At 60.6% G+C, this 24,824-nt stretch carries 21 protein-coding genes; 11 read left to right on the top strand and 10 right to left on the bottom strand.

The window, feature by feature from the left end; genetic code table 11:
- Positions 1 to 68: 68 nt before the first annotated feature.
- Positions 69 to 1,865 carry a glycoside hydrolase family 57 protein gene (locus HDF10_RS04150; protein ID WP_183810722.1) on the top strand — a complete coding sequence of 599 codons (1,797 nt, stop codon included), beginning with the start codon at positions 69 to 71 and terminating at the stop codon, positions 1,863 to 1,865.
- Positions 1,866 to 1,889: 24 nt separating this feature from the next.
- Here HDF10_RS04150 and HDF10_RS04145 read toward each other — a convergent pair whose 3' ends face one another.
- The gene (locus HDF10_RS04145; RefSeq protein WP_183810720.1) at positions 1,890 to 2,600 is read right to left on the bottom strand and encodes a DUF4197 domain-containing protein; all 711 of its coding nucleotides are present in this window, start codon (positions 2,598 to 2,600) and stop codon (positions 1,890 to 1,892) included.
- 57 nt (positions 2,601 to 2,657) lie between these two features.
- On the opposite strand from HDF10_RS04145, the gene HDF10_RS04140 reads away from it, so the two are divergent.
- The 5 genes from HDF10_RS04140 to HDF10_RS04120 all read left to right on the top strand — a co-directional run bounded on the left by HDF10_RS04140 (position 2,658) and on the right by HDF10_RS04120 (position 8,149).
- Positions 2,658 to 3,533 carry a hypothetical protein gene (locus HDF10_RS04140; RefSeq protein WP_183810718.1) on the top strand — a complete coding sequence of 292 codons (876 nt, stop codon included), beginning with the start codon at positions 2,658 to 2,660 and terminating at the stop codon, positions 3,531 to 3,533.
- A complete protein-coding gene (locus tag HDF10_RS04135) occupies positions 3,533 to 4,192 on the top strand; it encodes a class I SAM-dependent methyltransferase (protein WP_183810716.1) in 660 nt (219 codons plus the stop codon). The genes HDF10_RS04140 and HDF10_RS04135 overlap by 1 nt, the downstream gene beginning before the upstream one ends.
- A 62-nt stretch (positions 4,193 to 4,254) precedes the next feature.
- On the top strand, positions 4,255 to 6,360 hold the full coding sequence (locus HDF10_RS04130) for a M1 family metallopeptidase (RefSeq protein WP_183810714.1): 2,106 nt from the start codon (positions 4,255 to 4,257) through the stop codon (positions 6,358 to 6,360).
- Between the two features lie 68 nt (positions 6,361 to 6,428).
- Entirely contained in the window at positions 6,429 to 7,541 is a 1,113-nt protein-coding gene (locus tag HDF10_RS04125; protein ID WP_183810712.1) for a hypothetical protein, read from the top strand.
- A 74-nt stretch (positions 7,542 to 7,615) separates the two neighbouring features.
- Complete coding sequence (locus HDF10_RS04120; RefSeq protein WP_183810710.1) at positions 7,616 to 8,149, top strand: SixA phosphatase family protein; 534 nt, start codon at positions 7,616 to 7,618, stop codon at positions 8,147 to 8,149.
- On the opposite strand, the gene HDF10_RS04115 is transcribed toward HDF10_RS04120, so the two are convergent.
- Positions 8,101 to 9,663 (bottom strand): Ppx/GppA phosphatase family protein, encoded by a 1,563-nt coding sequence (locus HDF10_RS04115; RefSeq protein ID WP_183766607.1) that lies wholly within the window; start codon positions 9,661 to 9,663, stop codon positions 8,101 to 8,103. The two genes, HDF10_RS04120 and HDF10_RS04115, sit on opposite strands and share 49 nt — an antisense overlap.
- 134 nt (positions 9,664 to 9,797) lie before the next feature.
- Here HDF10_RS04115 and HDF10_RS04110 point away from each other — a divergent pair, with 134 nt between their 5' ends.
- From HDF10_RS04110 to HDF10_RS04100, 3 genes are all read left to right on the top strand, one after another.
- Positions 9,798 to 11,960, top strand: coding sequence for an ArnT family glycosyltransferase (locus tag HDF10_RS04110; protein WP_183810708.1), 2,163 nt, complete (start codon positions 9,798 to 9,800; stop codon positions 11,958 to 11,960).
- Between the two features lie 87 nt (positions 11,961 to 12,047).
- Complete coding sequence (locus HDF10_RS20810) at positions 12,048 to 14,201, top strand: ArnT family glycosyltransferase (RefSeq protein ID WP_406705671.1); 2,154 nt, start codon at positions 12,048 to 12,050, stop codon at positions 14,199 to 14,201.
- Between the two features lie 94 nt (positions 14,202 to 14,295).
- Positions 14,296 to 15,480, top strand: a complete 1,185-nt coding sequence (locus HDF10_RS04100; protein WP_183810706.1) for a glycosyltransferase — start codon at positions 14,296 to 14,298, stop codon at positions 15,478 to 15,480.
- Positions 15,481 to 15,502: 22 nt separating this feature from the next.
- Here the strand turns inward: HDF10_RS04100 and HDF10_RS04095 are convergent, their stop codons facing one another.
- From HDF10_RS04095 to dnaK, 8 genes are all read right to left on the bottom strand, one after another.
- A complete protein-coding gene (locus tag HDF10_RS04095; protein ID WP_183810704.1) occupies positions 15,503 to 15,904 on the bottom strand; it encodes a MerR family transcriptional regulator in 402 nt (133 codons plus the stop codon).
- A 229-nt stretch (positions 15,905 to 16,133) separates the two neighbouring features.
- Positions 16,134 to 16,262 carry a hypothetical protein gene (locus HDF10_RS20805; protein ID WP_260177598.1) on the bottom strand — a complete coding sequence of 43 codons (129 nt, stop codon included), beginning with the start codon at positions 16,260 to 16,262 and terminating at the stop codon, positions 16,134 to 16,136.
- Positions 16,259 to 16,936 carry a LolA-like protein gene (locus HDF10_RS04090; protein WP_183810702.1) on the bottom strand — a complete coding sequence of 226 codons (678 nt, stop codon included), beginning with the start codon at positions 16,934 to 16,936 and terminating at the stop codon, positions 16,259 to 16,261. The genes HDF10_RS20805 and HDF10_RS04090 overlap by 4 nt, the downstream gene beginning before the upstream one ends.
- Positions 16,937 to 17,046: 110 nt before the next feature.
- Complete coding sequence (locus HDF10_RS04085; protein WP_183810700.1) at positions 17,047 to 18,294, bottom strand: DnaJ C-terminal domain-containing protein; 1,248 nt, start codon at positions 18,292 to 18,294, stop codon at positions 17,047 to 17,049.
- A gap of 50 nt (positions 18,295 to 18,344) precedes the next feature.
- Entirely contained in the window at positions 18,345 to 19,247 is a 903-nt protein-coding gene (locus HDF10_RS04080; RefSeq protein ID WP_183810698.1) for an Fpg/Nei family DNA glycosylase, read from the bottom strand.
- Entirely contained in the window at positions 19,240 to 19,857 is a 618-nt protein-coding gene (locus tag HDF10_RS04075) for a hypothetical protein (protein WP_221271397.1), read from the bottom strand. Before HDF10_RS04075 ends, HDF10_RS04080 begins: the two co-directional genes overlap by 8 nt.
- A 186-nt stretch (positions 19,858 to 20,043) precedes the next feature.
- Complete coding sequence (locus HDF10_RS04070) at positions 20,044 to 20,214, bottom strand: hypothetical protein (RefSeq protein ID WP_221271396.1); 171 nt, start codon at positions 20,212 to 20,214, stop codon at positions 20,044 to 20,046.
- 221 nt (positions 20,215 to 20,435) lie between these two features.
- On the bottom strand, positions 20,436 to 22,352 hold the full coding sequence (gene dnaK, locus HDF10_RS04065; RefSeq protein ID WP_183810693.1) for a molecular chaperone DnaK: 1,917 nt from the start codon (positions 22,350 to 22,352) through the stop codon (positions 20,436 to 20,438).
- Between the two features lie 356 nt (positions 22,353 to 22,708).
- On the opposite strand from dnaK, the gene HDF10_RS04060 reads away from it, so the two are divergent.
- Together HDF10_RS04060 and HDF10_RS04055 are read left to right on the top strand one after the other, a co-directional pair.
- Entirely contained in the window at positions 22,709 to 22,996 is a 288-nt protein-coding gene (locus tag HDF10_RS04060) for a hypothetical protein (protein ID WP_183810684.1), read from the top strand.
- 212 nt (positions 22,997 to 23,208) lie between these two features.
- A complete protein-coding gene (locus tag HDF10_RS04055) occupies positions 23,209 to 24,795 on the top strand; it encodes a DHA2 family efflux MFS transporter permease subunit (protein ID WP_183810682.1) in 1,587 nt (528 codons plus the stop codon).
- The last annotated feature ends 29 nt before the right edge of the window (positions 24,796 to 24,824 follow it).

Genomic DNA, 24,824 nt, shown 5'->3' with positions numbered 1-24,824 from the left:
GCAGCCAGCCGACGCGACCGTCGCGGTACTGCTTTTAACCAATAACCCTGCCTCAGAGGTGTTCCGTCTTGGCAAAGGCATCGTTTGACAACGCGTCCCGCCCTGCAGGGTTTCTCACCTTCACCCTGCATGCGCATCTACCCTATGTCGTCAATCACGGCACCTGGCCCCACGGCCTCGAGTGGCTCCACGAAGCAGCCGCCGAGACCTACCTCCCGCTCCTCCGGGTTCTCAAAAATCTCGAGCGCGACCACATCCGCTTCAACTGCAACCTCAATCTCTCGCCTATTCTCTTAGAGCAGCTCTCTCATCCAGTCTTCCTCGCCGAGTTCCCCCACTACCTCACCCGCAAGATCGTCGCCGCCCGCGAAGACGAAGCGTTCTTCCTGCAGTCCGGCGACGGCCATCTCGCAGAGACTGCCCGCTTCTGGCAGCGTTTCTTTTCGCAGGCACTCGAAGACTTCAACCACTTCGACCGCGATCTCATCGCCGCCTTCCGCCACTTCAACGACACCGGCCTCATCGACATCATCACCTGCGGCGCCACTCATGGCTACATGCCTCTGCTCGGCACCGACGAGAGCGTCCGAGCCCAGATCCGCACTGCCGTCGACACCCACATCCGCCACATCGGCAAAGCACCCCGCGGTATCTGGGCGCCCGAGTGCGGCTACAGGCCCGCCGGCTCCTGGAGCTATCCCGTCTCCAACGCCGACGGCAGCCCCACTCCTCCAGCCTTCAACCGCATCGGCGTCGAACAAGCTCTCTCCGAGTCTGGCTTAGAGTTCTTCTTCGTCGACACCCATCTCGTCGAAGAGTCCCGCCGCACCTCCTCCCCTTACGACCAACCCGGCGACCACACGCCGCAAAGCCCCGAGGAAGACCGCCAGACCCACCAGCCTCATCGTTCCCTCTATCAGCCGTACTACGTCGACGGCCCCTACGACAAGCATCACGCCACGACCATCTTTCCCCGCGATCCCCGCACCGGCCTCCAGGTCTGGTCCGGAGACACCGGCTACCCCGGCGACAGCCTCTACCTCGACTTCCACAAGAAGCGCTGGCCCGGCGGTCATCGCTACTGGCGCGTCACCGGCTCCAGGGTTGATATGAACGATAAACAGCCCTACTACCCGCTCCAAGCCGCCGAACACACCAAAGCTCACGCCAGCCACTTCGTTCAGCTCGTTTACGAGGCGCTCAAGTCCGGCTTCAACGACACCACCCCACCCATCCTCTGCTCCCCCTTCGACGCCGAACTCTTCGGCCACTGGTGGTTCGAGGGTCCCCTCTGGCTCGAAGCCGTCGCCCGCAATCTCCACGAATACGAGTCGGGAATCCAGCTCATCAGTTGCGCCGACTACCTCGACCAGTACCCGCGCGCCGGCTTCATCTCCATGCCCGAAGGCTCCTGGGGATCCGAAGGCAACAATCAGGTCTGGCTCAACCCGGAGACAAGCTGGACCTACACCCACATCTACCCGGCCGAGATCTACACCCGCGACGTCTGCACCGCAGGGCTCTGGCGTGCCTCAGCACTGGGCCTTCGCATCATGCAACAGCTGTGCCGCGAACTCCTCCTCCTCGAATCCTCCGACTGGCAGTTCCTCATCACCACCGGAGCCGCTCGCGACTACGCCGAAATTCGCTTCCTCACCCATAACGATCAGTTCAACGAACTCAAAGCCATCTGGCATAGCTTCGAATCAACCGGCGCCCTCACCGAAGCCGAGCAAACCCGCCTCACCGAGATCGAACTCCGAGACAGCATCTTCCCCGACATCGATCCCGGCCTATGGGTATCCGCCGCCTCCGAGACCCGTCCGGACCAACCCATGCCCCACCCGGTCGAAACCGCAGTCTGACAATCTCGCAACGCTCGCCTTATCTCAAAACTTGCCGAACACGCTCTTCAGCAACGGAGTCACCTGAGCGGATGGATTCGTGCGGATCTTCGCCTCTTCCTGACCCATCATCGTGAACATCCCATCGACGCTCTTCTCCAGAACGTAGCCGTTGATATCAACCGACGGCGTCTTCCCGAACGGCATCTGAGGCGCGGACCCCATCATCGCGTTGAACTTCTCCGTGACGCCGGTCTTCGCCATCTCCCTTTCGATGATGGGCTTGAATGCCTCCGATACCTGCGTCGACGTCGTGCGCTTGAAGTAATCGGTCCCAGCCGTATTGCCGCCCATCACAATCTGCTTTGCGTCTGCAAAGCTCATCGACTTCAGCGCATCCATAAAGATCGACTTCGCCGCCGGTGCCGCCTCTTCCGCCGCAGCGTTCATGCTGTGTTCGAACTCATCCACCTTCGCGCCCATCCCAATCGCGCGCAGACCCTTCTCGACCGTGCGCAGCTTCTCAGGCATCGTGATCTTGATCAGCGGATTGTTCTCAAACCCTCCAGGCCTGCCAGTCTCGGACACCGCCGTGGTCACCCCACGCGACAGCGCCTCCTTCAATCCGCCGGAAGCCTGCTCCGTCGTCAGTGTAGATGCATCACCCATCATCGGCTTTGGAGACACACCGTTATCGGCTGCCGGACTCATCATCAGCGCAAAGAGCGCAACGTTGCACATAAGGCGTATTTGCATGGCTAAAACCATACGCCTGTCCGATCAAACCGGGCGAAAATATCGCATGATAGAGATATGGCGGTAGCGTCTCCAGTCTCACCGGGTCAACAGATCTCCCCTCACACATCGCCCCTAGCGCTCTGGCATCTGCTCTCGCTCGACGCCCCAACCATTGCCTCTCTCTGGATCTGGTTCGTCGCCTCCGCCAATCATCTTCGCCTGCCCACCATCAGCGTCGTTGCCATGTTTCTCGCCGTCTGGATGCTCTACGCCGCCGACCGCCTTCTCGATGCCCGCTTCATCGGAGCCATAACCAACGGAGACCTCGAAGCACGTCACTACTTTCACAATCGCCATCGCCGCGCATTCCTTGCCGGCATCATGACAGCCTCCATCACGCTCGCAATCCTTCTCCCCCATCTCGAAGCCGCAGCCATGCACCTCTACCTCATACTGGGCGGCCTGCTCGTCGGTTACTTCATCCTCATTCATGCCACCAGCAACGCTCACCGTCTCCCAAAGGAGATCGCCGTCGGCCTCTTCTTCGCCGCGGCCACCTTCATTCCCACCGTCGCCCGCCGTCCCGACCTCCGCGTCTCCCTGCTCCCGCTTGCGATTCTCTTCGCAGCCCTGTGCAGCCTCAACTGCCTCTTCATCTTCGCCTGGGAGCACGGCACCCCGCCCTACTCAAGTCATCCTGCACATGTACTCACTCGCCTGGCCCTTAATAACCTTCCGCCTCTCACCTTCGGCCTCATCTTCCTCAGCGCCGCAACTTCCTTCTTCGACCATCAAGCTCCATGGCCAATACCATGCGCGATCGCAGCCTCAGCCGCATCGCTTCTCCTTCTCAACCGCCGCCGTCATCAAACAGCACGCCTCACCCTCCGAAGCCTCGCCGACCTCGCCCTCACCACTCCTCTCCTTCTACTCCCCTTCCTGCGCCGATAATGCCCACTCAACCCAGCTTCGATCTCATAGCACGCCCTTATCGCTGGCTGGAGTACCTCACCCTCGGCCACGCCCTCGAGCACTGCCGCCTCCATTACCTTCCAAGCCTCCTCAAGCGTAAGCGAGCACTCGTCCTCGGCGATGGCGACGGCCGCTTCCTTGCCGAACTCCTCACGCAAAACCCTCACCTCCAGGCCGATGCAGTCGACACCAGCGCCACCATGCTGCAACTCCTCCGTCAACGCTGCGAATCACTAGCTCCCAACGCCTCCACACACCTCACCACGCACCAAGCCAACGCTCTCACCTGTCCTCTCGACGGCCCGTATGACCTTGTCGTCACACACTTCTTCCTGGACTGCCTCACCCAACCCGACCTCGAAACCCTCATCAACCACATCGCCCGAGCCCTCTCACCCGAAGCTCTCTGGCTCATCTCCGACTTCCACATCCCAACCGGCTTCATGCGACTCCCTGCGAAGGCGCTCATCCGCAGCCTCTATCTCGCCTTCCGCATCCTTACCAATCTCCGCACAACAAAACTCCCCGACCACGCCACTCCGCTTCAACAGGCGGGCCTCACCCGAATCGCTCACCAGCATCGGCTCGCCGGCCTTCTGGTCACCGAACTCTGGCAGTTCAACTCCTCTGCGCTATAGGCCCGTCTGGAAATGAAGCAGATTTTTCTCGCCTAAACCCCAAGCCACCCTACAATCCCCGTATGCCGCGCCTCCACTCCTTCCCCGTCGCCGCCGTGCTTTTCCTCCCCCTGGCCCTCCATGCTCAGACAACTTCCCAGCCCAGCATCGCCACCAACTCACCCGACGGCAAGCCATTCTCCACCCGCGTCGTCGCCTACAACATCGACGCCAAACTCGACACCAGCAAAAAAACTCTCGACGCCACCGAAACCCTCACCTACAAAAACCTCACCGGCCAATCCCTCACCTCCATCCCCTTTCATCTCTATCTCAACGCATTCCGTCCCGAGTCGACCTTCACTCGCGAAACTCACTTCACTGGCGGAGGCCGCGACCCGGGAGACGAGAGCAGCTACCCCGCAGAGAAGCTAGGCAGCATCACCATCTCCCACATCGAGGCCGACGGCTACGGCGACCTCACCGCAGCCATGCACTTCATCGCTCCCGACGACAACAACGCCGAAGACCACACCGTAGCCGAACTCACCCTCCCCCATCCCCTCGCCCCCAACGACTCCATCACCTTCCGCCTCGCCTTCCACGACGTCTTCCCGCTCTCCGTCGCGCGCAACGGCTGGAAGCGAGACTTCATCATGGGCGGCCAGTGGTATCCCAAGCCAGGTGTCTTCTGGCAGGGTGCCTGGAACTGCCATCAGTACCACTCCACCACTGAGTTCTTCTCCGACTTCGCCACCTTCCGCGTCTCCCTCACCCTTCCCCGCCGCTACCTCGTCGGCGCCAGCGGAGTTCCCGTCGGCGAAGCCGTCAACCCCGACAACACCAAAACCCTCACCTTCTACGGCGAAGACATCGGCGACTTCGCCTGGGCAGCCAGCCCGAACTTCACCATCACCGACGGCACCTATCTCTCCTCGCTCGGACCGGTAAAGATCCACGTCCTCGCCCTCGCTGCCCATCCTAAAGCCGGTCCACGCTACCTCGACATCATTCAAAAGACCCTCGCCCAGTTCGATCAGCGCTACGGACCATACCCCTACAAGATCGTCACCGTCATCGACCCCGAACCCGACTCCGAGATGGGTGGCATGGAATACCCCACCCTCTTCACCGGCGACACCTCCTGGTACGACCCAACCCACATCACCGAGATCGCCGCCGAACATGAGTTCGGCCACCAATATTGGTACGGCATGGTAGCCACCAACGAGTTCGAAGACGCGTGGCTCGACGAAGGCATCAACTCCTACACCGAAGTCAGTGTTCTCGCTGCCATCCTCGGCCCCAACACCTCCTTCTTCGACCGCTCCTATGCCAACGCGGGTGACTATGAAAATGAGCGGCTCGAATACATCGGCAGGCCTGACTTCGATCCCGTCACTCGCTGGGCCTTCAAGTTCCACGACGCCAACTCATACGGCATCATCACCTACGGCAAATCGGCGACACTCCTCGCCACCCTCGAAGGCCTCATCGGTCGCGACACCATGGACGAGGCCATGCGCACCTACTTCATGCGCTATCGCTTCACCCATCCAACCACTGAGGACTTCCTGCGCACCATCGAAGAAGTCGCCATCAAAAACGGCCGCGCCACTGCCATCGGAGGCACCGTTATCAATCGCTCAACTCAAACGGCGTCTCACCCAGACACTACTCCACTCGTTCCGCAGGCGGACCTCGCCGCCATCTTCAACGCTCCAGCCACCTCTCAGGTCATACCCATCTCAAGCCTGCGCCCGTACTTCAACCAGGCCGTCGACGGAACCCAGGTGCTCGACTACGCCGTCGATCAAGTCTCCTCCGATCCCCTCAAGTGGTGGCTTCCTGAACCGAAAGACAAAAAGCAGATTCAGTACCTCTCCACCGTCTACCTCCGCCGCAAAGGCGACTTTGTCCTCCCTGTCACCGCCGAGATCGTCTTCGACGACGGCATGCGTCTGCGCGAACACTGGGACGGCCTCGATCGCTGGACCAAATTCAACTACACCCGCAACGCAAAGATCCTCTACGTCGAGATCGACCCCGACCACACCGTCCTCCTGGACAAGAACTTCTTCAACAACAGCTACACCACCGCAACCAACAAGATCCCTGCACGCAAACTCTCCAACCTCTGGCTCAGCCTCCAACAACTCTTAGCCCAACTCGCCTCCTGGATCGTATGAATGCTGGTTTTCAAACTGACTGTCTGACCAACCTGAACGCCCGCACTCACAAATCAGGAGCTCTCTAAATGATCGAACGTCGCAACATCTTTCTTCACGGCCTCTTCCTCACGCTGCGCCGATTCCCCACCGTTCTCTGGGCCTACGCTTTCAACCTTGTCCTCGCACTGATCTTCACGGTTCGCCTTCATAGCCAGTTCAGCTCTATGATGGATCACTCGCTCGCCGCTCAAAGACTCACAAGCGGCTTCGACGTCAGCGCAGGAGCTGAAACTGTACTCCGCCTGCAAGACGGCCCCTCCGGCAGCACCGCCGGATCGTTTTCATCCATCCCCCTTTATCTCCTCGTCTATTTCCTGCTCGTCCCTGGAACACTGTACTGCTACCAGACCAAAGCACCTGCCCGCCTCAGCACTCTCCTCCATCTGGGCCTGCTCCACTTCTGGAGATTCGTCCGCATCACTATCCTCACCATCCTCATCTCTGCGCTCATCCTCGGCCCTCTCGTATTTCTTCAGGGCAAGTGGGCCGAACACGTGGACAAGCACGCTGTCGGACGTCACGCCTTCTTCGCGACCTCAACCGGTTACATTCTCATCTTCCTCGTCGCCTCCATCCTTCGTCTCTACTTCGATCTCGTCGAGGTCTACACCGTCCAGTTAGGGCTACACCTGCGCCACAACGGCAAACCCGACCGCCGCGTGCGTCGCGCTCTCGCACCCGCATGGCGAACCGTCCGCGCCCACTTCTCTCAAGCGTGGCCGATCTTCCTCTTCCTCACCCTTCTTGGAGCAGCCGCCGTCATCGTCACCGCCCGCACCTCCATGCACATGCTCGCGCAGCCGCGAGTCTGGCCCACCATCGTGCTCGCCCAGCTGGGACTCTTCCTCTTCCTCTTCACCCGTTTCTGGCAGCGCGGCGCCGAAACCTCGCTCGCCCTCCAAAACCCCATCTTCCGCCCTTCCCCTTTGCCGATCCTTCCAGTCGTAGGCAAGGTGAATCCCATCGACCCTCTACACCCGAATCACCCCATCTCCACCCAAACCCCGACTTCGACCCACGAAACACCGCGGGCATCCCAGCCCCTTGACCCCATCCCAAACCCGGAGCCAGCCTCTCCTTCACTAGACGAGCCCGATCCGGGAGTCTTCCATCACGATCCAGCCAAACCACCGCAATAGTCCTGCGATCTCACGACAAGTTCACCGCCCGGCCATGCTCCAGAAACAAGCCTGCGGTAAAATGTGAATAGATTATGAATTTGTATATCCTCCGTCACGCCAGCGCCGGTCTTCGTCGAAAAAACCCACTCCTCGACGTGAAACGTCCCCTAGACAAAGAGGGGAAGAAGCACAGCCTTCAACTCGCCTACGTGTTAAATGCACTGAACATCCAGTTCGACCTCATCGTCTCGAGTCCACTCAAGCGCAGTCTCCAGACCGCCGCCTTGATCGGCACCGAGACCGGCTACGAGGCCCAGATCCTGCAATCCGAATCACTCTCCCCCTCTGCCACCGTCAAAGACTTCCAGAAGCTCCTGCGCGAGTTCGCCAGCTACGAAAACATACTCGTGGTCGGCCATAACCCCAACCTCTCCACCTTCCTTGGATCCCTTCTCGTGCCCGCCACCAACCCCGAAGCCAGGATCCGGCTCCGCAAAGGCTCCATCGCCCGCGTCGTCCTCACCCGAGGCCCGGCGACCCTGCAAGCCCTGTTGGACCCCCGCACCGTCCGGGCCCTCTACGCCACCTCGACGAAGAGCTCCCGCCGAAAGACCTCTCGGAAGTAAGCCGCCTCTTTCTTCAGCGACCACGCCTCCAGCTCCGCCCCGCCGCGCCCTGGCACCAGCTCCAGCAGCACCCGTTTCGGGTACACATGCGTCTTCATCTGGAGCACGGCACTGGCCCGGTCCTGATTCAGCGCCACCGCCAGCCGCAGCAGCACCACAGCCCGCGTAACGTTCATATGCTCTTCCACAGGAATCCACCGCATCGGCCGGTCCAACGCATCGGGCCGACTCTTCCCCATGTACCGCGCAACAGCGCTCACGATCATTCGCTGCTCCGGCGAAAATCCGAAGATCTCCGAGTTCGCAATGATGTACTGCGTATGCCGGTAGTGTCCCTGGTGATTCATAAACTTGCCGACATCCTGCATCATCGCCGCAGCCTCCAGCCACAGCCTGTACTCCTCCGGCAGCTCATGTACCCGAGCCAGCGCGTCGAACAACTCCACCACATGTTGCCTCACCGGCTCCACCTGCCGCTGCTCAATCCCGTACCTCTCGCAGACCTCCAGCACGCCAGCCCACCGCTCGCTTTCGATCTTCTGGTGAACTGAGGTCCGCAGATCCACCTCCGCCAGCATCTGCGCCAGCATCCCATCCCGCAGCCCCAGCGGCGAGTAGCGAAAGCCCTTCAACCCCATCTTCTCCAGCAAGCTCGCATACACCAGCGACCCGCCAATAATGATCTCCGACCGCCGCGGCCCAATCCCCGGAACCGCCTCCCGCTCGGCGTTGTTCATCTTCGCCAGCCGGTCCGCCAGCCTTCGCACATCCGGAGTGTCCGCAGTCAGCGCACCCACGCGCTCCAGCCGCTTTTTGGCAAGCGTCTTCTTCACCACCCTGCCCTTGCGAACGTGCCCACTCGCCTCCGCCAGCGCCGACGCCGTCCCCGACGTCGCAATCACCAGCCCCACCCTCGGCGTCCCCAGCTTCTTCTCCGCCCTCTTCAACTCGCGGTCGATAAACTGCTTCAGTCGCGCAACATCCTCCTTCGACGGAGGATCGGTCCGCAGAAACTCCTCCTGCAACCTCACCGCGCCCAGCGGCATACTCACCATCGACTTGTTCCGCCCGCCATCCGACAGCGTCACCTCGCAGCTCCCGCCGCCCAGGTCGATCAGCAGGCACCGCCCCCGCGCCCCGACCTCATGCGTCACCACCCCCAGATGAATCAGCCGCCCTTCCTCGAGCCCCGAGATCACCTCAACATTCCAACCCGTCGTCGCCTTCACCCACTCAGTAAACGCCGCGGCATTCCGCGCATCACGCATCGCACTCGTCGCCACCACACGAACCTTATCCACCACATGCAGCTGCACCGCTTTATGGAAGCGTTTCAGCGCGCGAATCGTCGACGCCATCGCTTCGGGAGAGATCACACCCGTCTGAAAGACACTCTCCCCCAGCCGCGTCACCTCGCGGTCCTCGTGCAGAGTCTTCAACCGATGCATCTGAACAGTTGCTATCTTCAACCGGCAAGAGTTCGACCCAATATCGATCGCGGCAAACGTAGGCATGGTTCTGAAATCACCTCAGGGAGCAAAAATCCCACCACCAGCAGATTACATCCCTCAGCCGATTCTCTGAATCCCGCTCCTCGACGCCGGCCACAGGCCCTCTCCGCCATTTATGCTTAGAGAGCGCCCAAATCATGATCAAAGAAACCTTACTGGAACCAACCGCCGACACCAGGGCGTCCCTCGACTCCTGCACCCCCCGCCGCTCCACGGCCCTCCTCGTTCTCACCGGCCTCTGGCTCATCATCTTCTTCGCAGCCCTCTTCACTCCCCCGCTGCTCGACGACGCCGACGCCACCCACGCCAGCGCCGCCCGTCACATGGCCCTCTCCGGCGACCTCGTCACCCTCCGCGTCGACGGCATCCGCTACCTTGAAAAAGCACCGCTCCCCTACTGGCTCGGAGCCCTCAGCTTCCGCCTCTTCGGCTTCAACAGCTTTGCCGCGCATCTCCCTCAGACCATCGGCGTCCTTCTTTTGGCTCTGCTCGGCTACTACTGGGCCTATCGAGCCTTCAACGCCCGCGCCGCTTTCTACACCGGCCTCGCAACCCTCACCACCATCGGCGTCTTCCTCTTCACCCGCTACTACATTCCCGAGGTCCTGCTGTCCCTCTTCCTCGCCATCGCCCTCTTCTGCCTCCTCCGATCCCTTCAGACAGATCAGCTACAAGGAAAAAAATCTGTCATTTCGACCGGAGGCGGTGCACTTGCCGCCGCAGTGGAGAAACGCGCTTCTCGATCCGTGCCCTACGCCTACATCATGTGGACGGCCCTCGCTCTCGCCGTCCTCACCAAAGGCCTCGTAGCCCTGGTCTTCTTCTTCGGCGCGGCCATCGTCTACCTCGCTCTCAGCGGCGAGTACAAAAACTGGCGCAGCCTCAAGCCATTCACCGGCATCCTGCTCTTCCTCCTCATCGCGGCTCCCTGGCACATCCTCGCCGGCCTGCGCAACACCGGAGGCATGAACGGCCACGGCTTCTTCTGGTTCTACTTCATCAACGAGCACGTCCTCCGCTTCCTCGGCCGCCGCTACCCCAAGGACTACAACAAACTCCCCGGTTACCTCTTCTGGAGCCTTCATCTCGTCTGGCTCTTCCCCTGGTCGCTCTTCTGCGGAACCCTCTTCCGCCAGGCCTACCTTGCCTACCAGCGCTACCGAGCCTCGAACCCCGCGCAAATCGACGAAGCAAGAACCTTCTACTGGCAGCCCTACGCCGTCGTCGTAGTCGGCCTCATCCTGCAAAACGCCTTCAAGATCCCCTACATCTTCACGCTCTTCCTGGCGCTCATCCTCTTCCTGCTCCACGGTCTCCGCCGCCGCCAATCGAACTCTCCCTCCGACAGCCCGCTGCTCCGCGTCAACACCCTCGCCCAGCGCAGCACGCTCCTTCTCAGCATCTTCGCCTCGCTCGTCCTGGTCTTCTTCTCTCTCTCCACCAACCAGGAGTACTACACCTTCCCCGCCTACCTCTCCATGATCCTCCTCCTCGCCGTCGCCCTCGCGCACGCCGAGCAGACCTACTCCACTGACTCCGGCTCCCGCCGCTGGATCACCGTCGGCCACGCCACCTTCACCGTCCTCGGAGTCGCCATCGCCATCACCCTTATCTACGGCCTCTGGATCTCCCGCCACCTCCCCTTCGTCCCCGACATCGGCGATCTCCTCGCCCATCGCGGCGTCGGCGACTACACCCTCTCCATGTCCGGCATCTTCGATCTCACCGGCCCCAGCTTCGCAGCGCTCCGCCTTCCCGCAACGCTCGCCGCCATCGCCTTCCTCATCGGTCCCGCTATCGCCTGGCTTCTTCGCTCCCAGCGCCGTCACCTCGCCGCAACCGCAGCCGTAGCCATCACCGCGACCTCCTTCTTCATCGCAGCCCACATCGCCTTCGCCCGCTTCGCCCCCATGCTCTCCTCCAAGAGCTTCGCCGACACCATCCAGCAACTCGAAGCCGACCACTCCATCTCCCGCGATAACAAAGTCATCTTCTACGGCGACCAATCCTACGGCTCCTCCATCACCTTCTACCTCGGCCGTCAGATCTATCTCGTCAACGGCCGCGCCTCCTCCATGCTCTTTGGCGGCACCTTCCCCGACGCGCCTCCCGTCTTCCTCACCCCGGAAGATCTTCTGAACATCTGGGGTCAGGGCGAACGCAAACTTCTCTTCGTCCCCCTCGAAAAACGCGACGCCGTCGACCAACTCCTCGGCACCCACAAAGTCCTTCTCTTCGAAAGCTCCGGCAAAGCGCTCTTCACCGACCGTCCCCTCGACAACCCAGGCAGGACTCCCTGATCCGAACCAACGAGGAAACTCCGATATCGCAGATCGATCGCTGATTGATCGGATCACTGGGTTATCTGGCAAAGCCATAAACCGAACATGCAGAACCAGCTCAAACTCGACGAAGAAACCCAAGTGCACGAGACCTCTCCCCAAAACGCCACATCGCGCCGCCCTTGGAATCCCGTCTCCCTCGCTGTCATCTTCTTTCTCTGGCTCATCCTCCAGATCGGCGGCCTCTTCACCCCCGGCCTCCTCGACGACGTCGACTCCATCTACATCGAGATCGCCCGCGAGATGCTCCAGCGTCACGACTACGTCACCCCCACCATCGACGGCATTCGCTTCTTCGACAAGCCTCCCCTCATGTACTGGATGGCCGCCGGCTCCATGCGCCTCTTCGGCATTCACGACTGGGCCGCCCGCCTCCCTCTCGCTCTTGCAGTCCTCGCGCTTCTACTCGCTGTTTACGCCCTCGGCATTCGTCTCTTCGCAACAGTCTCTCCAGCCGAAAAACCCGATCGCGGAGGCTTCTACGCCGCCATCGCCCTCGCCACCAGCATCGGCCCCTACCTCTACACCCGCTTCTACATCCCGGACATCCTCATCGCTCTCTGGATGACCCTCGCCGTCCACCTCTTCCTCATAGCCCTCGACCGCCTGCACTCTCAAACCACGCCACCAAACCGGGCATTCGGAATCGAGCCACAAAGCCGGACATCTCAGATCGAGCCCCAAAACCTGGTGCCCCATTCATCGCAGTCTCATCGCGATGAGTGGGTAATCGCGCGGCAGCGCGATCCGCTCTCCTCCCCCAGCCACCAAAGCCCGGGTGCCCCATCCTTCGCGCACTTCGCGAAGGGTGGGAGTGTAAGCTACTCCGCTCTCCTCCCCTGCATCGCCTTCGCCGCAGTCATGGCTTTAAACGTCCTGACCAAAGGACTCATAGGACTGGTCTTCCCCATCGCCTTCGTCCTCTTCTACCTCGCCATCACCAAACAACTCCACTTCCTCCTGAAACTCCACCTCATCCCCGGCACCTTGGTCTTCCTGGCCATAGCCGCCCCCTGGCACATCCTCGCCGCCCTCCGAAACCCAGCCATCTCCATGCCCCCGGATCTCGGTCTCCCCGCCAAAGCAGGCTGGGCCTGGTTCTATCTCTACAACGAGCACATCGCCCGCTTTCTCTCCAAACGCATCCCCCACGACTATGGCCAAACCCCCGTCCTCGTCTTCTGGATCTATCTCGCCATCTGGATCATGCCCTGGACCGTCTTCCTCCCCGGAGCCATCGCCGACCACATCCGAACCCTCCGCGGCCACACCTCCAGCATCGCCACAAACACCCTCACCCGCGCACGCGAGCACGAAGCATCGCTCTGCCTTCTTCTCTGGAGCCTCCTCGTCATGGGCTTCTTCTCCCTCTCCAGCCGTCAGGAGTACTACTCGATCCCCGCCATCCCCGCTCTCTGCCTTATGGCCGGCGGTCTCCTCGCTCGCGCCGACCACTCTCAAAGTCTCACCTCCGCCAAACTCGAAGCAGTCTGCAGCGCCCTCCGCTGGCATCTCTGCCTCCTCTTCCCCCTCTCCACCGCCATCGCGATGGTCTGCGGATACTTCGCCCTCACTGCACCGCACCCCGCCCCCGGCACCGACCTCGCATCTCTGCTCAACTCCAACCCCGACTTCTACAACCTCTCCCTCGGCCACCTCTTCGACCTCACCGGAGACGCCATGGGACTCTTCCGCGGACCCCTCACCGCCGTTGCCCTCAGCATGCTCGGCGTTGGCCTCGGCAGCTACCTCCTGCGCCGCCGCTCCTTCACCTACGCCGCAAATCTCGTCCTGGCCACCGCCATGACCGTCTCCCTCCTCGCCGCCCACGAGGGCCTCGTCCGCTTCTACCCCATCCTCGGATCGAAGAATCTTGCCCTCACCGTCAAACAGCAACTACACCCCGGCGACCGCGTCATCATCGACGGCTGGCTCTCCTCCGGCTCCTCTCTCCTCTTCTACACCGGCCAACAGGCAGGCCTCGTCAACGGACGCATCTACGGCCCCTGGTACGGCTCCTTCTGGCCCGACGCTCCCCCCATCTTCGGCACCGACGACGGACTCCGCCAAGCCTGGGCCGGCCGCCAACGCATCTTCCTGCTCACCTTCAGCAAGCAACGCGCCGCTGACCTCGCACGCTTTGCCCCCGTTCATCTCCTCGCGGCAGAGGGCGGCAAATTCATCCTCTCCAATCGCTGATTATCTCTCCCAATGTCTTGCCAAGAGAGACCGGGCGCCGCGAGTACTCCCCCACTGGCACAACGGGACACGAGCCGATATCCTTACAACAGCCATGCTTTCCACCCTGCTCCTGATCGCTCGAGTCGCCCTCATCTTCGGCATACTCGGCACCCTGACCTCCGGAGTATCTTTTCTTCTTGCCCTCATAGGCGGCCTGAAGTTCCGCTCCCGCCGCAACGATCAAGGCAGCTACGCCCCTCCAGTAAGCATCCTCAAGCCCCTGCACGGCAAGGAAATGGGGCTCGAGCAAAATCTCGAAAGCTTCTTCAACCTCAGCCATCCCAACTTCGAACTCATCTTCTGCGCCAGATCGCTCTCCGACCCCGGAATCCTGTGCGCTCAGGAGATAGCCCGCCGATTCCCATCCATCCCGGCGCGTTTCATAGCCTCAGGCGAGCCGCTCTGGCAGAACCCCAAGACCTTCTCCATGGCGCTCCTGGTCGAAGCGGCCAAACACGAGATCATCCTCTTCTCCGACAGCGACGTCCGCGTCAACCCCACCTACCTGCACGACATCGTGCAGCCTCTCGCCGACCCCGCCGTCGGACTCGTCACCTGCACCTTCCGCGGCAAGCCCGGACGAAGCACCTCCCTGCTCACCGCGCTCACCCAGACCGTCGAGTTCTCCAGCGGCGTCCTCACCGCAAATCTGCTCGAAGACATCAAGTTCGGACTCGGGCCCACTCTCCTCACCCGAAAGCCCTTGATCGACGAGATAGGCGGCCTCAAAGACATGGGAGATCTGCTCGCCGACGACTTCTGGCTCGGCAACCGCATCGCAGAAAAGGGCTACAAAGTAATCCTCTCCACGGCCATCGTCGATCACTGCATCAACTACGGAAGCGTCCTCTCCGGACTGCACCATCAGATCAGCTGGATGAAGAACACCCGCGGCACCCGTCCCGCCGGACACCTCGGCACCGGCCTCACCTACGCCATGCCCTTCGGCATCCTCGGCCTTCTCTCCGCCCTCGCCATCGGACGACCCACCCTCGGCCTCTGGCTCCTCTTTGCCGCGCTCGCCAGTCGCTGGCTCCAGGCCCTGCTCATCGGCTTCGTTATCATGCGCGACAAGCTCTCACTCACCTTCTTCTGGCTCTACCCCCTCTGTGATCTTCTCGGCTTCTACAGCTGGGCCGCCAGCTACTTTGGACGAGAGATCATCTACCGCGGCGAGCGCTATCGCATCAACCCCGGCGGCGTCCTGGTTCGCCTGGGCCCCCTGCAGCACCACTAGGCTTTAGCACTCCTGGGCTATCTCAGCTGCCCTTCTTATCCTTCCGTCCCGGCACCACCACCTGCCGCCGCATAGGAACCAACCCAGTCCCAGGAACCTGCTGTTGCTGCATCCGCGTCAGCATCTCCGTCCGCACATAGTCGACGAACCCCTGCATCTGCCGGTTCATCTCCTCCATCCGCTCGCGCATCTGCAACACAATCGCAATCCCGGCGATGTTCACACCCAGGTCCCGCGCCAGGTTCAAAATAAACTCCAGCCGCTCCAGATCCTCATCGGTATACAGCCGCGTATTCCCCTCACTCCGCGACGGCCGCAGCAATCCCTCCCGCTCATACAGCCGCAGCGTCTGCGGATGAATCTCGTACATCTCCGCCACCGACGAGATCATGTACGCGCCCTTGGTCTTCCGCTTTGTAGCCATAGTCCCAACCCCTGAAATCCCAGCCCAGATCAGATGCTCTACCCGAAGTCTAGCTCTTCACGGCATACGCAAGTCAAACAAACTCCACGACGCTCCGGATCAGCATCTCACCTGCAACTAGAAAGAGCTTTTCACACACGCAGATCGTCACCGGAATCGCCACCATCATCGCAGCCCAGCCATCGCCTCGCTCAGAGACCGCTAAAGCGAGTGTTCAAACTCCGTGAACCTAACGCGTCAGACTAGCCGCAATCCGTTTTCCCCCACTCGAGACTGGCATCTCTTCCCGTACGTGTTCGTCTTCAGCCACGATCTGCCTCGCCGCCAGCACATCATAGCTCCCGTAGTCGATCGTCACCTTCGCCTCACCGCCAATCCGCACATGCGTCGTCGAAACATTCTTCGCCGGAACCACACATCCCCCCGCCGCATGTACCACGTGTCGAACGCCGCGCTGTCAATCATCCATGAAGGACTCTTCACCGGCTCTCCCTTCACACGCACCATGGCAAGGTCATCCATACTCACCCACACCTTCCCACGGTAGGCCATCTTGCTCAAGACCTTCGGCTCCACCTTTAGTACCCACGTGTTCACGCCAGCCAGTTGCTCCTGCCCCACCAGTTCCACATTGTAGGTGTCGGTCGAAAACAGCGACCGCTGCCAATCCGTCTTCGCCGCCGTCTGTTCTTCCCTCTCCACCAGTCTGTGCAGCACCTCCTTGCACAACACCTTCGAGCCCGACTCCGACAGCACCGTAAAGTACTTCCGCCCCGGAGCCACATACTCCGTACGCACCACCATCTCCGCGTGGTGCTTCCCGCCGGTTCCGTCGTACTCTAGATGATAGGTCCGGTCCGTCCTGTAGTGCTCCAGAGCCGCCTGCCGCTCGCCGTTCTTCACCAGCATCCGGCCAACAATCTCCTCAGCCGTCGGTCGCGATCCACTCTGCGCCTGCACCCACCCTGCGCAGGCCATCACCATGGAGAACAGGAGACCGGGAAACATCAGCGCCTTCGCCAGATGCCACATGGAATCACCTCCGAGCTAAAGAGATTTCATCACGTTGCACCAGAATCAGTGCAAACAAACCATGTACGTCCGAACATTTCTTAGTGAATGGATGCACGGCGAACGCGATTTTATGCCTTTGCAAACAAATCTTCCCGAGGATCCTCCGGATTCAGCTTCGCCAACTCCCGCAGAATCTCCTTGCTCCGCTCATCCTGCACCTTCGGCACCACAATCTTCACCTCGACAATCTCATCCCCGCGCACACCCTCCCGCGAAGCCGAAGGCACTCCTTTCTCCCGCAGCCGCAACTTCTGCCCGGTCTGCGTCCCCGGCGGAATCTTCAGCTGCGTCCTCGCTCCACCCTCATGAGAATCGATCGTCGGCACGTCGATCTTCGCTCCCAGCGCAGCTTCCGTCATCGTAACCGGAACGGTTACATATATGTCATCCGCACTCCGCGTAAACACCGGATTCGTTCCCGCCTTGATAATCAAAAACAGATCCCCGGCAGGGCCGCCGTTAATCCCGGCATTACCCTTGCCCGCAAGCCGAATCCTCTGACCATCGCGAGTCCCCGCCTTGATACGAAACTCCAGCGGCTCCCGCTTCGTCACCACGCCCTCGCCATCGCACGTCGGGCACGAGTTTTGCACCTTCCCCGACCCGCCGCATCGCGGACATTGAATGTTGAACTTCATCCGTCCGCCCATCTGCGTCACCTGCCCCGACCCATGGCACTCCGGGCACTCCACACTCCCACCCGTCGTCGACTTGCCCTTGCACGTCGGGCAAACCTCCTGCCGCTGAATCTCCAGTCGCGCCACGCCGCCGCGCACCGCCGTCCAGAAGTCCACACTCACCTGGTACTCAAGATCGGTCCCCGGCTGCGGCCCGCGCGAAGCCTGCTTCCCGCCATTGAACATCCCGCCGAAGATGTCCTTGAAGCTCCCACTAAACCCGCCGCCCGACTCCGGCTGCTGCGCGCGTCCACTCTGAAAGTCCGAAAAATCGAACCCGCCAAAGTCGAACGGAACCTCCTGCCCACCACGCGGCCCACGCTGCGCGCCACCGTAGCCGCCGCCCGAAGATGCACTCCCGCCATAGCCACCACGTGCCGCCGCCTCCGCCGCAGCCGGGTCAATATTGTCCGAGTAGAACCCAAACTGGTCGTAGATCTTCCGCTTCTTCTCGTCGCTCAAAACATCATTCGCCTCAGAGATCTCTTTGAACTTCTCCTCAGCTTTTTTGTCATTCGGATTCACGTCCGGGTGATATTTCCGCGCAGCCTTGCGAAACGCCTTGCGAATCTCATCTGCCGTCGCCGTCTTCTTTACGCCGAGCGTGCCGTAGTAGTCCTTGGTCTGTGTCGTCGCCATAATCTTTCTTCCATTCTCTAACCAATGCGCCTCACGCGCATCTCTAAACCTTACACAGCCTGTGAATCCGGGCCCGCCTGGCATACCGGACACCAAAAAAGGTTCCGCCCCGCCATCACCTTCGTCAAAACCTTCGTCCCGCTGATCCAGCAGGGCCGCCCCTGCCGCCGATACACATAATGCGCCTCTTCCTTCAACACCGGCCCACGCTTATGCGGCCGATCCTTCGGCTTCGTCGTCACAATCCTCCGGTCAACCATCCCCGCCTTCATCAACACGCCCGCCTCCTTCCATATCGACCGCAGCGTGCTCTCCTCTACCTCCTTCCCCGGCGTAAACGGATTCAACCTCGCCCGAAACAACAGCTCTGCGCGAAAGATATTCCCAATCCCCGCCGCCACCGACTGATCCATCAACAACTCCCCAATCGCCTTCTTACTCTTCGCAACCCTCGCAATCATCTTCTCCGGCCCATCTCCATTCAGCGGATCGGGCCCCAACCGCTCCAGCAGCGCATCCCACTTCGCCTGCGAGTAGATCGAGCAGTCCATCGGCCCACGCAGCTCCACCCACGCCACCTTCGCCGCCTCAATATGCCCCGTCCCATCATCCTCCGAGTACCACGCATGCCGCTTACTCACCCCCGGCACCGCAGGCCGCTTCACCGCAGCCTCATTCCACATCCGCAACCGCAGCGCGCCCCGCACCTCAGGCAGCGGCCCCGAGCCCTCCGTAAAATCCCCCTGCAACCCAAGGTGCACATGCAGAATCAAGTCCTTCCCAAAGTCATACCCCAGATGCTTCCCCACAGCCATCACCCGCCGCAACTTCTTTCCGTCGATCATCTCCGCATCCGTAAACCGTCCCTGCGGCCCATCCACTCGAACGATCTTCCCCCCAAGCGCCGCCGCGTGCCTCTCGGCCCATCGATGAATCTCATTTCCCTCAGGCATCGTCTCTCAACCTCGTCGCAGTCACCTGCGTCTGATGTCGCCGCCGAATACGCCGCGGCCGCCCGCTCGTCTTCAACTCATACTGATAGTGCTCAATAATTCGCTCCGGAGTCCACAACGCCCAGTGTTCTCCCTTCTGCGTCTGCATCCTGTCCATTTGAATCTCATCCATCTGCCGCATCATTCGCTGCAGGTCCCTGTAGTGCTCCGTATAAGAACTCTCTTCGCTCTCAATCAACGGCTGCATATCCACATACACCGGCTGAGCCCATTCGTAGAATGTGTGCCACACATCGTAAACATCCAGATGACCCTTCTTCACCAGCAACGACAGGTGCTCATAAAAATCCAGCACCTCGAACGCACTCACCGGCGGCTCCTCCACCGTCCATGGCTTCAATCCCGCCTCATCCAGCCGAGACTCCGCAAGCCTCCGCCTCACTGCCACAAACTTCTCCGACAAAAAGAAGCTCAACTGCTTCTCAAGATTCTCAACCGCTCGATAATCCCGCTCATGCCGCAGTTGCAATCCTGCATAAGAGATGGCCCCAGCACTCGTAACCACAAGCGCAGCCGTTGCCACCGCCTGAACCGCCTCCCAATTCACCACTAGGTGTGTCCTCCAGCCTCGTTGGATGCGTAGGACCCACCATCCGGCAAGCGACCATAAACAGCGAGGACGACGGCCAACGCACCTGAAGTCGCGCCTGCCTTCGTCCTCACTTCCTGCTTAATCTCGAACTCCTACCAGTACCAGAAAGCGCGCTATCTCATCCCATCGCGCTTCATCCAAGCATCAATTCCAAACCTGCCGTGCCTCAATCGCTTCGATCGAAAACATCTGATCCGGCTCCATCTGCTGCATCCGTTGCATGAACTGAATCGCTTCTTCCTTGGTATCGAACATCATCCGGTTGTACAGCCGGCCTGCTCGAACCTGGTCGCACTTCCACATCGTCTCGGTCATGGTCTTCCCTCCAAGCAATCGATTGAGTTCCAGGTTCTCCATCCAAAGCAAATCTGCGTATCTGTCCTGCCCATCACTCCTGCTCACTTCAAACACCTTTCCGGGTGATAAGTCGCACTCTACACGTCCATCACCACACCCCAAACTTGAAAATAAGAGGGGCACCCTTATAGGAACGCCCCTCTTATTCTTACGTCCATACAACTTCTATGGATTTACACTTACTTCTTTTCATCGACGTCGACGTACTCAGCATCAATCACGCCTTCATCCTTCTTCGGCTCCTCATGAGCTTCGGTCGCGCCTGTCGCACCCTCGGTCGGTGCTGAAGCCGCAGAGGCCTTGTACATCGCCTCAGCCAGCTTATGGCTCACCGTCGTTAGACGATCCTTCGCAGCATTCAGCTCTGTCGCACTCGGCGTACCCGCCAGAGTCGTCTTCGCCTCCGCCAGCGCCGTCTCAACCTCGGTCTTGTCCGATCCCTGAACCTTATCGCCGGCATCCTTCAACATCTTTTCAATGTTGTAGACCAGCGAATCCAGCCCATTCCGAGCCTCAACCGCATCGCGCTGCTCTTTGTCCTCCGCAGCGTGAGCCTCGGCATCCTTCGCCATCCGCTCAACCTCTTCCTTGCTCAGGCCCGACGAGCTCGTAATCGTAATCTTCTGATCCTTGCCCGTCGCATTGTCCTTCGCCGTTACATTTAGGATGCCGTTTGCATCGATGTCGAACGTCACCTCGATCTGCGGCACGCCACGCGGAGCCGGAGGAATTCCAGCCAGCTTGAACTTGCCCAGCGTCCGGTTCTGCGACGCCATCGGCCGTTCCCCCTGCAGCACATGCACCTCAACCTCAGTCTGCGAGTCCGCCGCCGTCGAGAACGTCTCCGTCTTCTTCGTCGGAATCGTCGTATTCCGGTTGATCATCGCCGTCGCCACGCCGCCCATCGTCTCAATCGACAACGTCAGCGGAGTCACATCAAGCAGCAACAGATCCTTCACCTCACCGGCAAGCACGCCAGCCTGAACCGCCGCGCCGATCGCAACCACCTCATCCGGGTTCACACCCTTATGCGGCTCCTTGCCGAACAGGTCCTTCACCAGCTGCTGAATCTTCGGCATACGAGTCTGACCGCCGACCAGAACCACCTCGTCGATCTTGCTCGCATCCACACCGGCGTCCTTCATCGCCTGCTTGCAGGGTCCAATCGACCGCTGCAGCAGATCATCAACCAGCGACTCCAGCTTCGCACGAGTCAACTTCCGCACCAGGTGCTTCGGCCCACTCGCATCCGCAGTAATAAACGGCAGATTGATCTCCGTCTCCTGCGCCGTCGACAACTCGATCTTCGCCCGCTCCGCAGCATCCTTCAGCCGCTGCAGCGCCATCTCGTTGCCCTTCGAGTGCAGATCAAGCCCAGTCTCCGACTTGAACTCCGCAATCAGCCAATCCACAATGCGCTGGTCGAGATTATCGCCGCCAAGGTGCGTATCGCCATTGGTCGACTTCACCTCAATCACACCTTCGCCAACCTCGAGGATCGAGATATCGAACGTACCGCCACCGAAGTCATAGACCGCAATCGTCTCGTCCTTCTTCTTATCCAGCCCATAGGCCAGCGCAGCCGCAGTCGGCTCGTTGACAATGCGCTTCACATCAAGCCCGGCGATCTTGCCCGCATCTTTCGTCGCCTGACGCTGTGCATCGTTGAAGTAAGCCGGAACCGTAATCACAGCCTCCGTCACCGAAGTCCCCAGATAATCCTCCGAAGCTTTCTTCAACTTCTGCAGAATCATCGCCGAGATCTCAGGCGGCGTGTACTCCTTGCCCTGCGCCACAATGACGATGTTGTCGCCCTTGGCCACCACCTTGTACGGCACCATCTTCATCTCATCGCCAACCTCGTTCAACCGGCGGCCCATAAAACGCTTGATCGAATAGATCGTGTTCTCCGGGTTCGTAATCGCCTGCCGCTTGGCCACCTGGCCCACCAGCCGCTCCCCGCTCTTGGTAAACGCAACCACCGATGGCGTCGTCCGGCCACCCTCTTCATTAGGGATTACCTTCGGCTCGCCGCCTTCCATCACCGCAACGCACGAGTTCGTCGTTCCCAGGTCAATTCCAATAATCTTTGCCATCCCACATCCCCATTCCGGGCTCATGCCCATCAAATATTTGACTTCTCTAGAATCTCACCTTGAGTCACTTGTTGTCAACTATTCTGATGCACCCGGCCACCGTCAGGTCGCAGAACCATTAACCCTTCGTTTAGAAAGGTTTATCCCTCCCCCTTCCATTACCAAAGGCCCCCAGCCAGACAAAAAAAACGCCTTGAAGCCCTCTTATCCCCACAATCGCCACCTATAAATCAAACACGCAGGTCGCCAAATCGCTCGTTTTCCTCAATCCCACCGCTACCCCGAAGGTGTCATTGTCGCCCTTGATGCCCCGGCTTACGCTTCCCTCAATTCTGTATCACTTTGGAGCGTTGCTCATGCCTTCCTCTACTGCCCGCCGCACCGCACGTCGCCTCCTGAAAGTCGCCTCCCTGGGCCTGGCTGGCCTCCTCGCCGGTCTCCTCTCCGGTTGCAACGCCACCGAAGACGCCACCCCTACCAATATCTCTTCGACCACCTACACCTGGTCCACCCACATTCCCAAGAGTCTCGACTCCGTGCAGGTCCCCCCCCTTCGCCATGCTCCTTCCACCCGCAGGCTCCAGGGCGGATCCTTCCATACAGTCTCCCAGTCGATGGGCCCGAGCGGCCGCAACCCCTCCTAAGACCCCTCGACTCCGACCCGGCAGTCCGATCGCCGGAAACCACAACCAACCAAGCGCGGCAGGCTCCATCCAACGGGCCTGCCGCCTTTTTGCGTCGCTAACCGCACCGCTCCAGCTCAAATGCATCCATTAGTTCCTTTCCTGTCTCTATCTAGGAGACAATCACTCCGCAGGAGACACTCACTCCACCAAAGGGAACCCATCGGAAGACCATGGCCTCGGCTGCGACCGCACCACCCGATCAATCCGCGGAAGTCACCAAAGGCGTCAATCCCTGGCTGATCGCCGCCTCCGTCATGCTCGCCACCTTCATGGAGGTGCTCGACACCGCCATCGCGTCGGTCGCCCTGCCCTACATCGCCGGCTCCCTCTCCGCATCCAACGACGAAGCCACCTGGGTCCTCACCAGCTACCTCGTCGCAAATGCCATCGTCCTCCCGGCCAGCAACTGGTTCTCGCTCAAATTCGGCCGCAAACGCTTTCTCCTCTCCTGCATCGTCATCTTCACCATCGCCAGCTTCGCTTGCGGAGCCGCCCCCACCCTCGGCATCATGCTCCTCGCCCGCATCGTTCAAGGCGCCGGCGGCGGCGCACTCCAGCCACTCTCCCAGGCCATTCTCCTCGAATCCTTCCCGCCCTCCAAACGCGGAGCCGCCATGGCCGTCTTCGCCTTCGGAGTCGTCGTCGCCCCCGTCCTCGGCCCAACCCTCGGCGGCTGGCTCACCGACACCTACTCCTGGCGCTACGCCTTCTACATCAACATCCCCATCGGCATCCTCGCCATCCTCATGATCACCCGCTTCGTCCACGACCCGCCCTACATCAGCAAGGCCAAGGTCGCCGCCTTCGACCGCTACGGCTTCGCCGCCTTGGTCGTCTGGACCGGCTGCCTCCAGGTCGTCCTCGACAAGGGACAGGAGGACGACTGGTTCGGCGCCCTCTGGATCCGCTGGGCCGTCTTCTTCCTCGTCACCTCCTTCATCTACTTCTGCTGGCACTGCTGGCGCGACAAAGACACCATCGTCGATCTCAAAGTCCTCAAAGACCGAAACTTCCTCCTAGGCTGCATTCTCATCTTCATGTTCGGCGTCGGCATCTACTCCACCGTCACCGTCCTGCCGCTCTTCTACCAGGAGCTCCTCGGCTACACCGCCTTCACCGCCGGCCTGGTCGTCGCCCCCCGAGGCATCGGAGCCGTCTGCGGCATGCCCATCATCGGCTACCTCTCCAACAAAGTAGACCCCCGCTACCTCCTCACCTTCGGCTTCTTCACCTTCGGCCTCACCACCCTCTACTTCGGAAACGTAACGCTCGACATCTCCCCCACCACCCTCCTTCTCCCAATCCTCATCACCGGCTTCGGCCTCAGCTTCGTCTTCGTCCCCATCAGCACCGCAGCCTACGGCACACTCGAAGCGAAACAGATCGGCAACGCCAGCGGCCTCTTCAACCTCATGCGCAACGTCGGCGGCTCCATCGGCATCTCCATCGCCTCTACCCTGCTAACCCGCCGCACCGACGTCCACCAGAACGAGATCATCAACTCGGTCCCTCGCACCGGCCAGCAGTTTCAGAATGCACTCGGCGGCATGACCCAGTTCCTGACCAACCCCTTCGGAAAGGCGAACGCAGCCGATCCCGCCCAGGCCGCGCTCTACCAGCAACTCGGCCGCCAAGCCACCAACTGGGCCTTCGTAGATGTCTTCCGCTGGCTCTCTTTGCTCTGCTTCTTCTGTGTAGGCATCGTCTGGTTCCTGAAAAAAGTAAAACCAGGCAAACCGCCAGCCGGTGCCCACTAACCCACCCGTCCCCTCCGACCAACGGGAGG

The sequence above is a fragment of the Tunturiibacter empetritectus genome, assembly GCF_014201375.1.
Taxonomy (GTDB): Bacteria; Acidobacteriota; Terriglobia; order Terriglobales; family Acidobacteriaceae; genus Edaphobacter; species Edaphobacter lichenicola_D.
The sequence above is the reverse complement of the archived record's forward strand: the minus strand, read 5'-3'. Positions and strand labels throughout refer to the sequence as shown.

Coding starts and splice junctions, on each gene's coding strand:
- HDF10_RS04060 (WP_183810684.1), top strand. CDS start 22,709: ATGCCTTCCTCTACTGCCCGCCGCACCGCACGTCGCCTCCTGAAAGTC.
- HDF10_RS04140 (WP_183810718.1), top strand. CDS start 2,658: ATGGCGGTAGCGTCTCCAGTCTCACCGGGTCAACAGATCTCCCCTCAC.
- HDF10_RS04080 (WP_183810698.1), bottom strand. CDS start 19,247: ATGCCTGAGGGAAATGAGATTCATCGATGGGCCGAGAGGCACGCGGCG.
- HDF10_RS04085 (WP_183810700.1), bottom strand. CDS start 18,294: ATGGCGACGACACAGACCAAGGACTACTACGGCACGCTCGGCGTAAAG.
- HDF10_RS04125 (WP_183810712.1), top strand. CDS start 6,429: ATGATCGAACGTCGCAACATCTTTCTTCACGGCCTCTTCCTCACGCTG.
- HDF10_RS20810 (WP_406705671.1), top strand. CDS start 12,048: ATGCAGAACCAGCTCAAACTCGACGAAGAAACCCAAGTGCACGAGACC.
- HDF10_RS04145 (WP_183810720.1), bottom strand. CDS start 2,600: ATGCAAATACGCCTTATGTGCAACGTTGCGCTCTTTGCGCTGATGATG.
- HDF10_RS04115 (WP_183766607.1), bottom strand. CDS start 9,663: ATGCCTACGTTTGCCGCGATCGATATTGGGTCGAACTCTTGCCGGTTG.
- HDF10_RS04100 (WP_183810706.1), top strand. CDS start 14,296: ATGCTTTCCACCCTGCTCCTGATCGCTCGAGTCGCCCTCATCTTCGGC.
- HDF10_RS04110 (WP_183810708.1), top strand. CDS start 9,798: ATGATCAAAGAAACCTTACTGGAACCAACCGCCGACACCAGGGCGTCC.
- HDF10_RS04135 (WP_183810716.1), top strand. CDS start 3,533: ATGCCCACTCAACCCAGCTTCGATCTCATAGCACGCCCTTATCGCTGG.
- HDF10_RS04070 (WP_221271396.1), bottom strand. CDS start 20,214: ATGACCGAGACGATGTGGAAGTGCGACCAGGTTCGAGCAGGCCGGCTG.
- dnaK (WP_183810693.1), bottom strand. CDS start 22,352: ATGGCAAAGATTATTGGAATTGACCTGGGAACGACGAACTCGTGCGTT.
- HDF10_RS04130 (WP_183810714.1), top strand. CDS start 4,255: ATGCCGCGCCTCCACTCCTTCCCCGTCGCCGCCGTGCTTTTCCTCCCC.
- HDF10_RS04095 (WP_183810704.1), bottom strand. CDS start 15,904: ATGGCTACAAAGCGGAAGACCAAGGGCGCGTACATGATCTCGTCGGTG.
- HDF10_RS04055 (WP_183810682.1), top strand. CDS start 23,209: ATGGCCTCGGCTGCGACCGCACCACCCGATCAATCCGCGGAAGTCACC.
- HDF10_RS04120 (WP_183810710.1), top strand. CDS start 7,616: ATGAATTTGTATATCCTCCGTCACGCCAGCGCCGGTCTTCGTCGAAAA.
- HDF10_RS04090 (WP_183810702.1), bottom strand. CDS start 16,936: ATGTGGCATCTGGCGAAGGCGCTGATGTTTCCCGGTCTCCTGTTCTCC.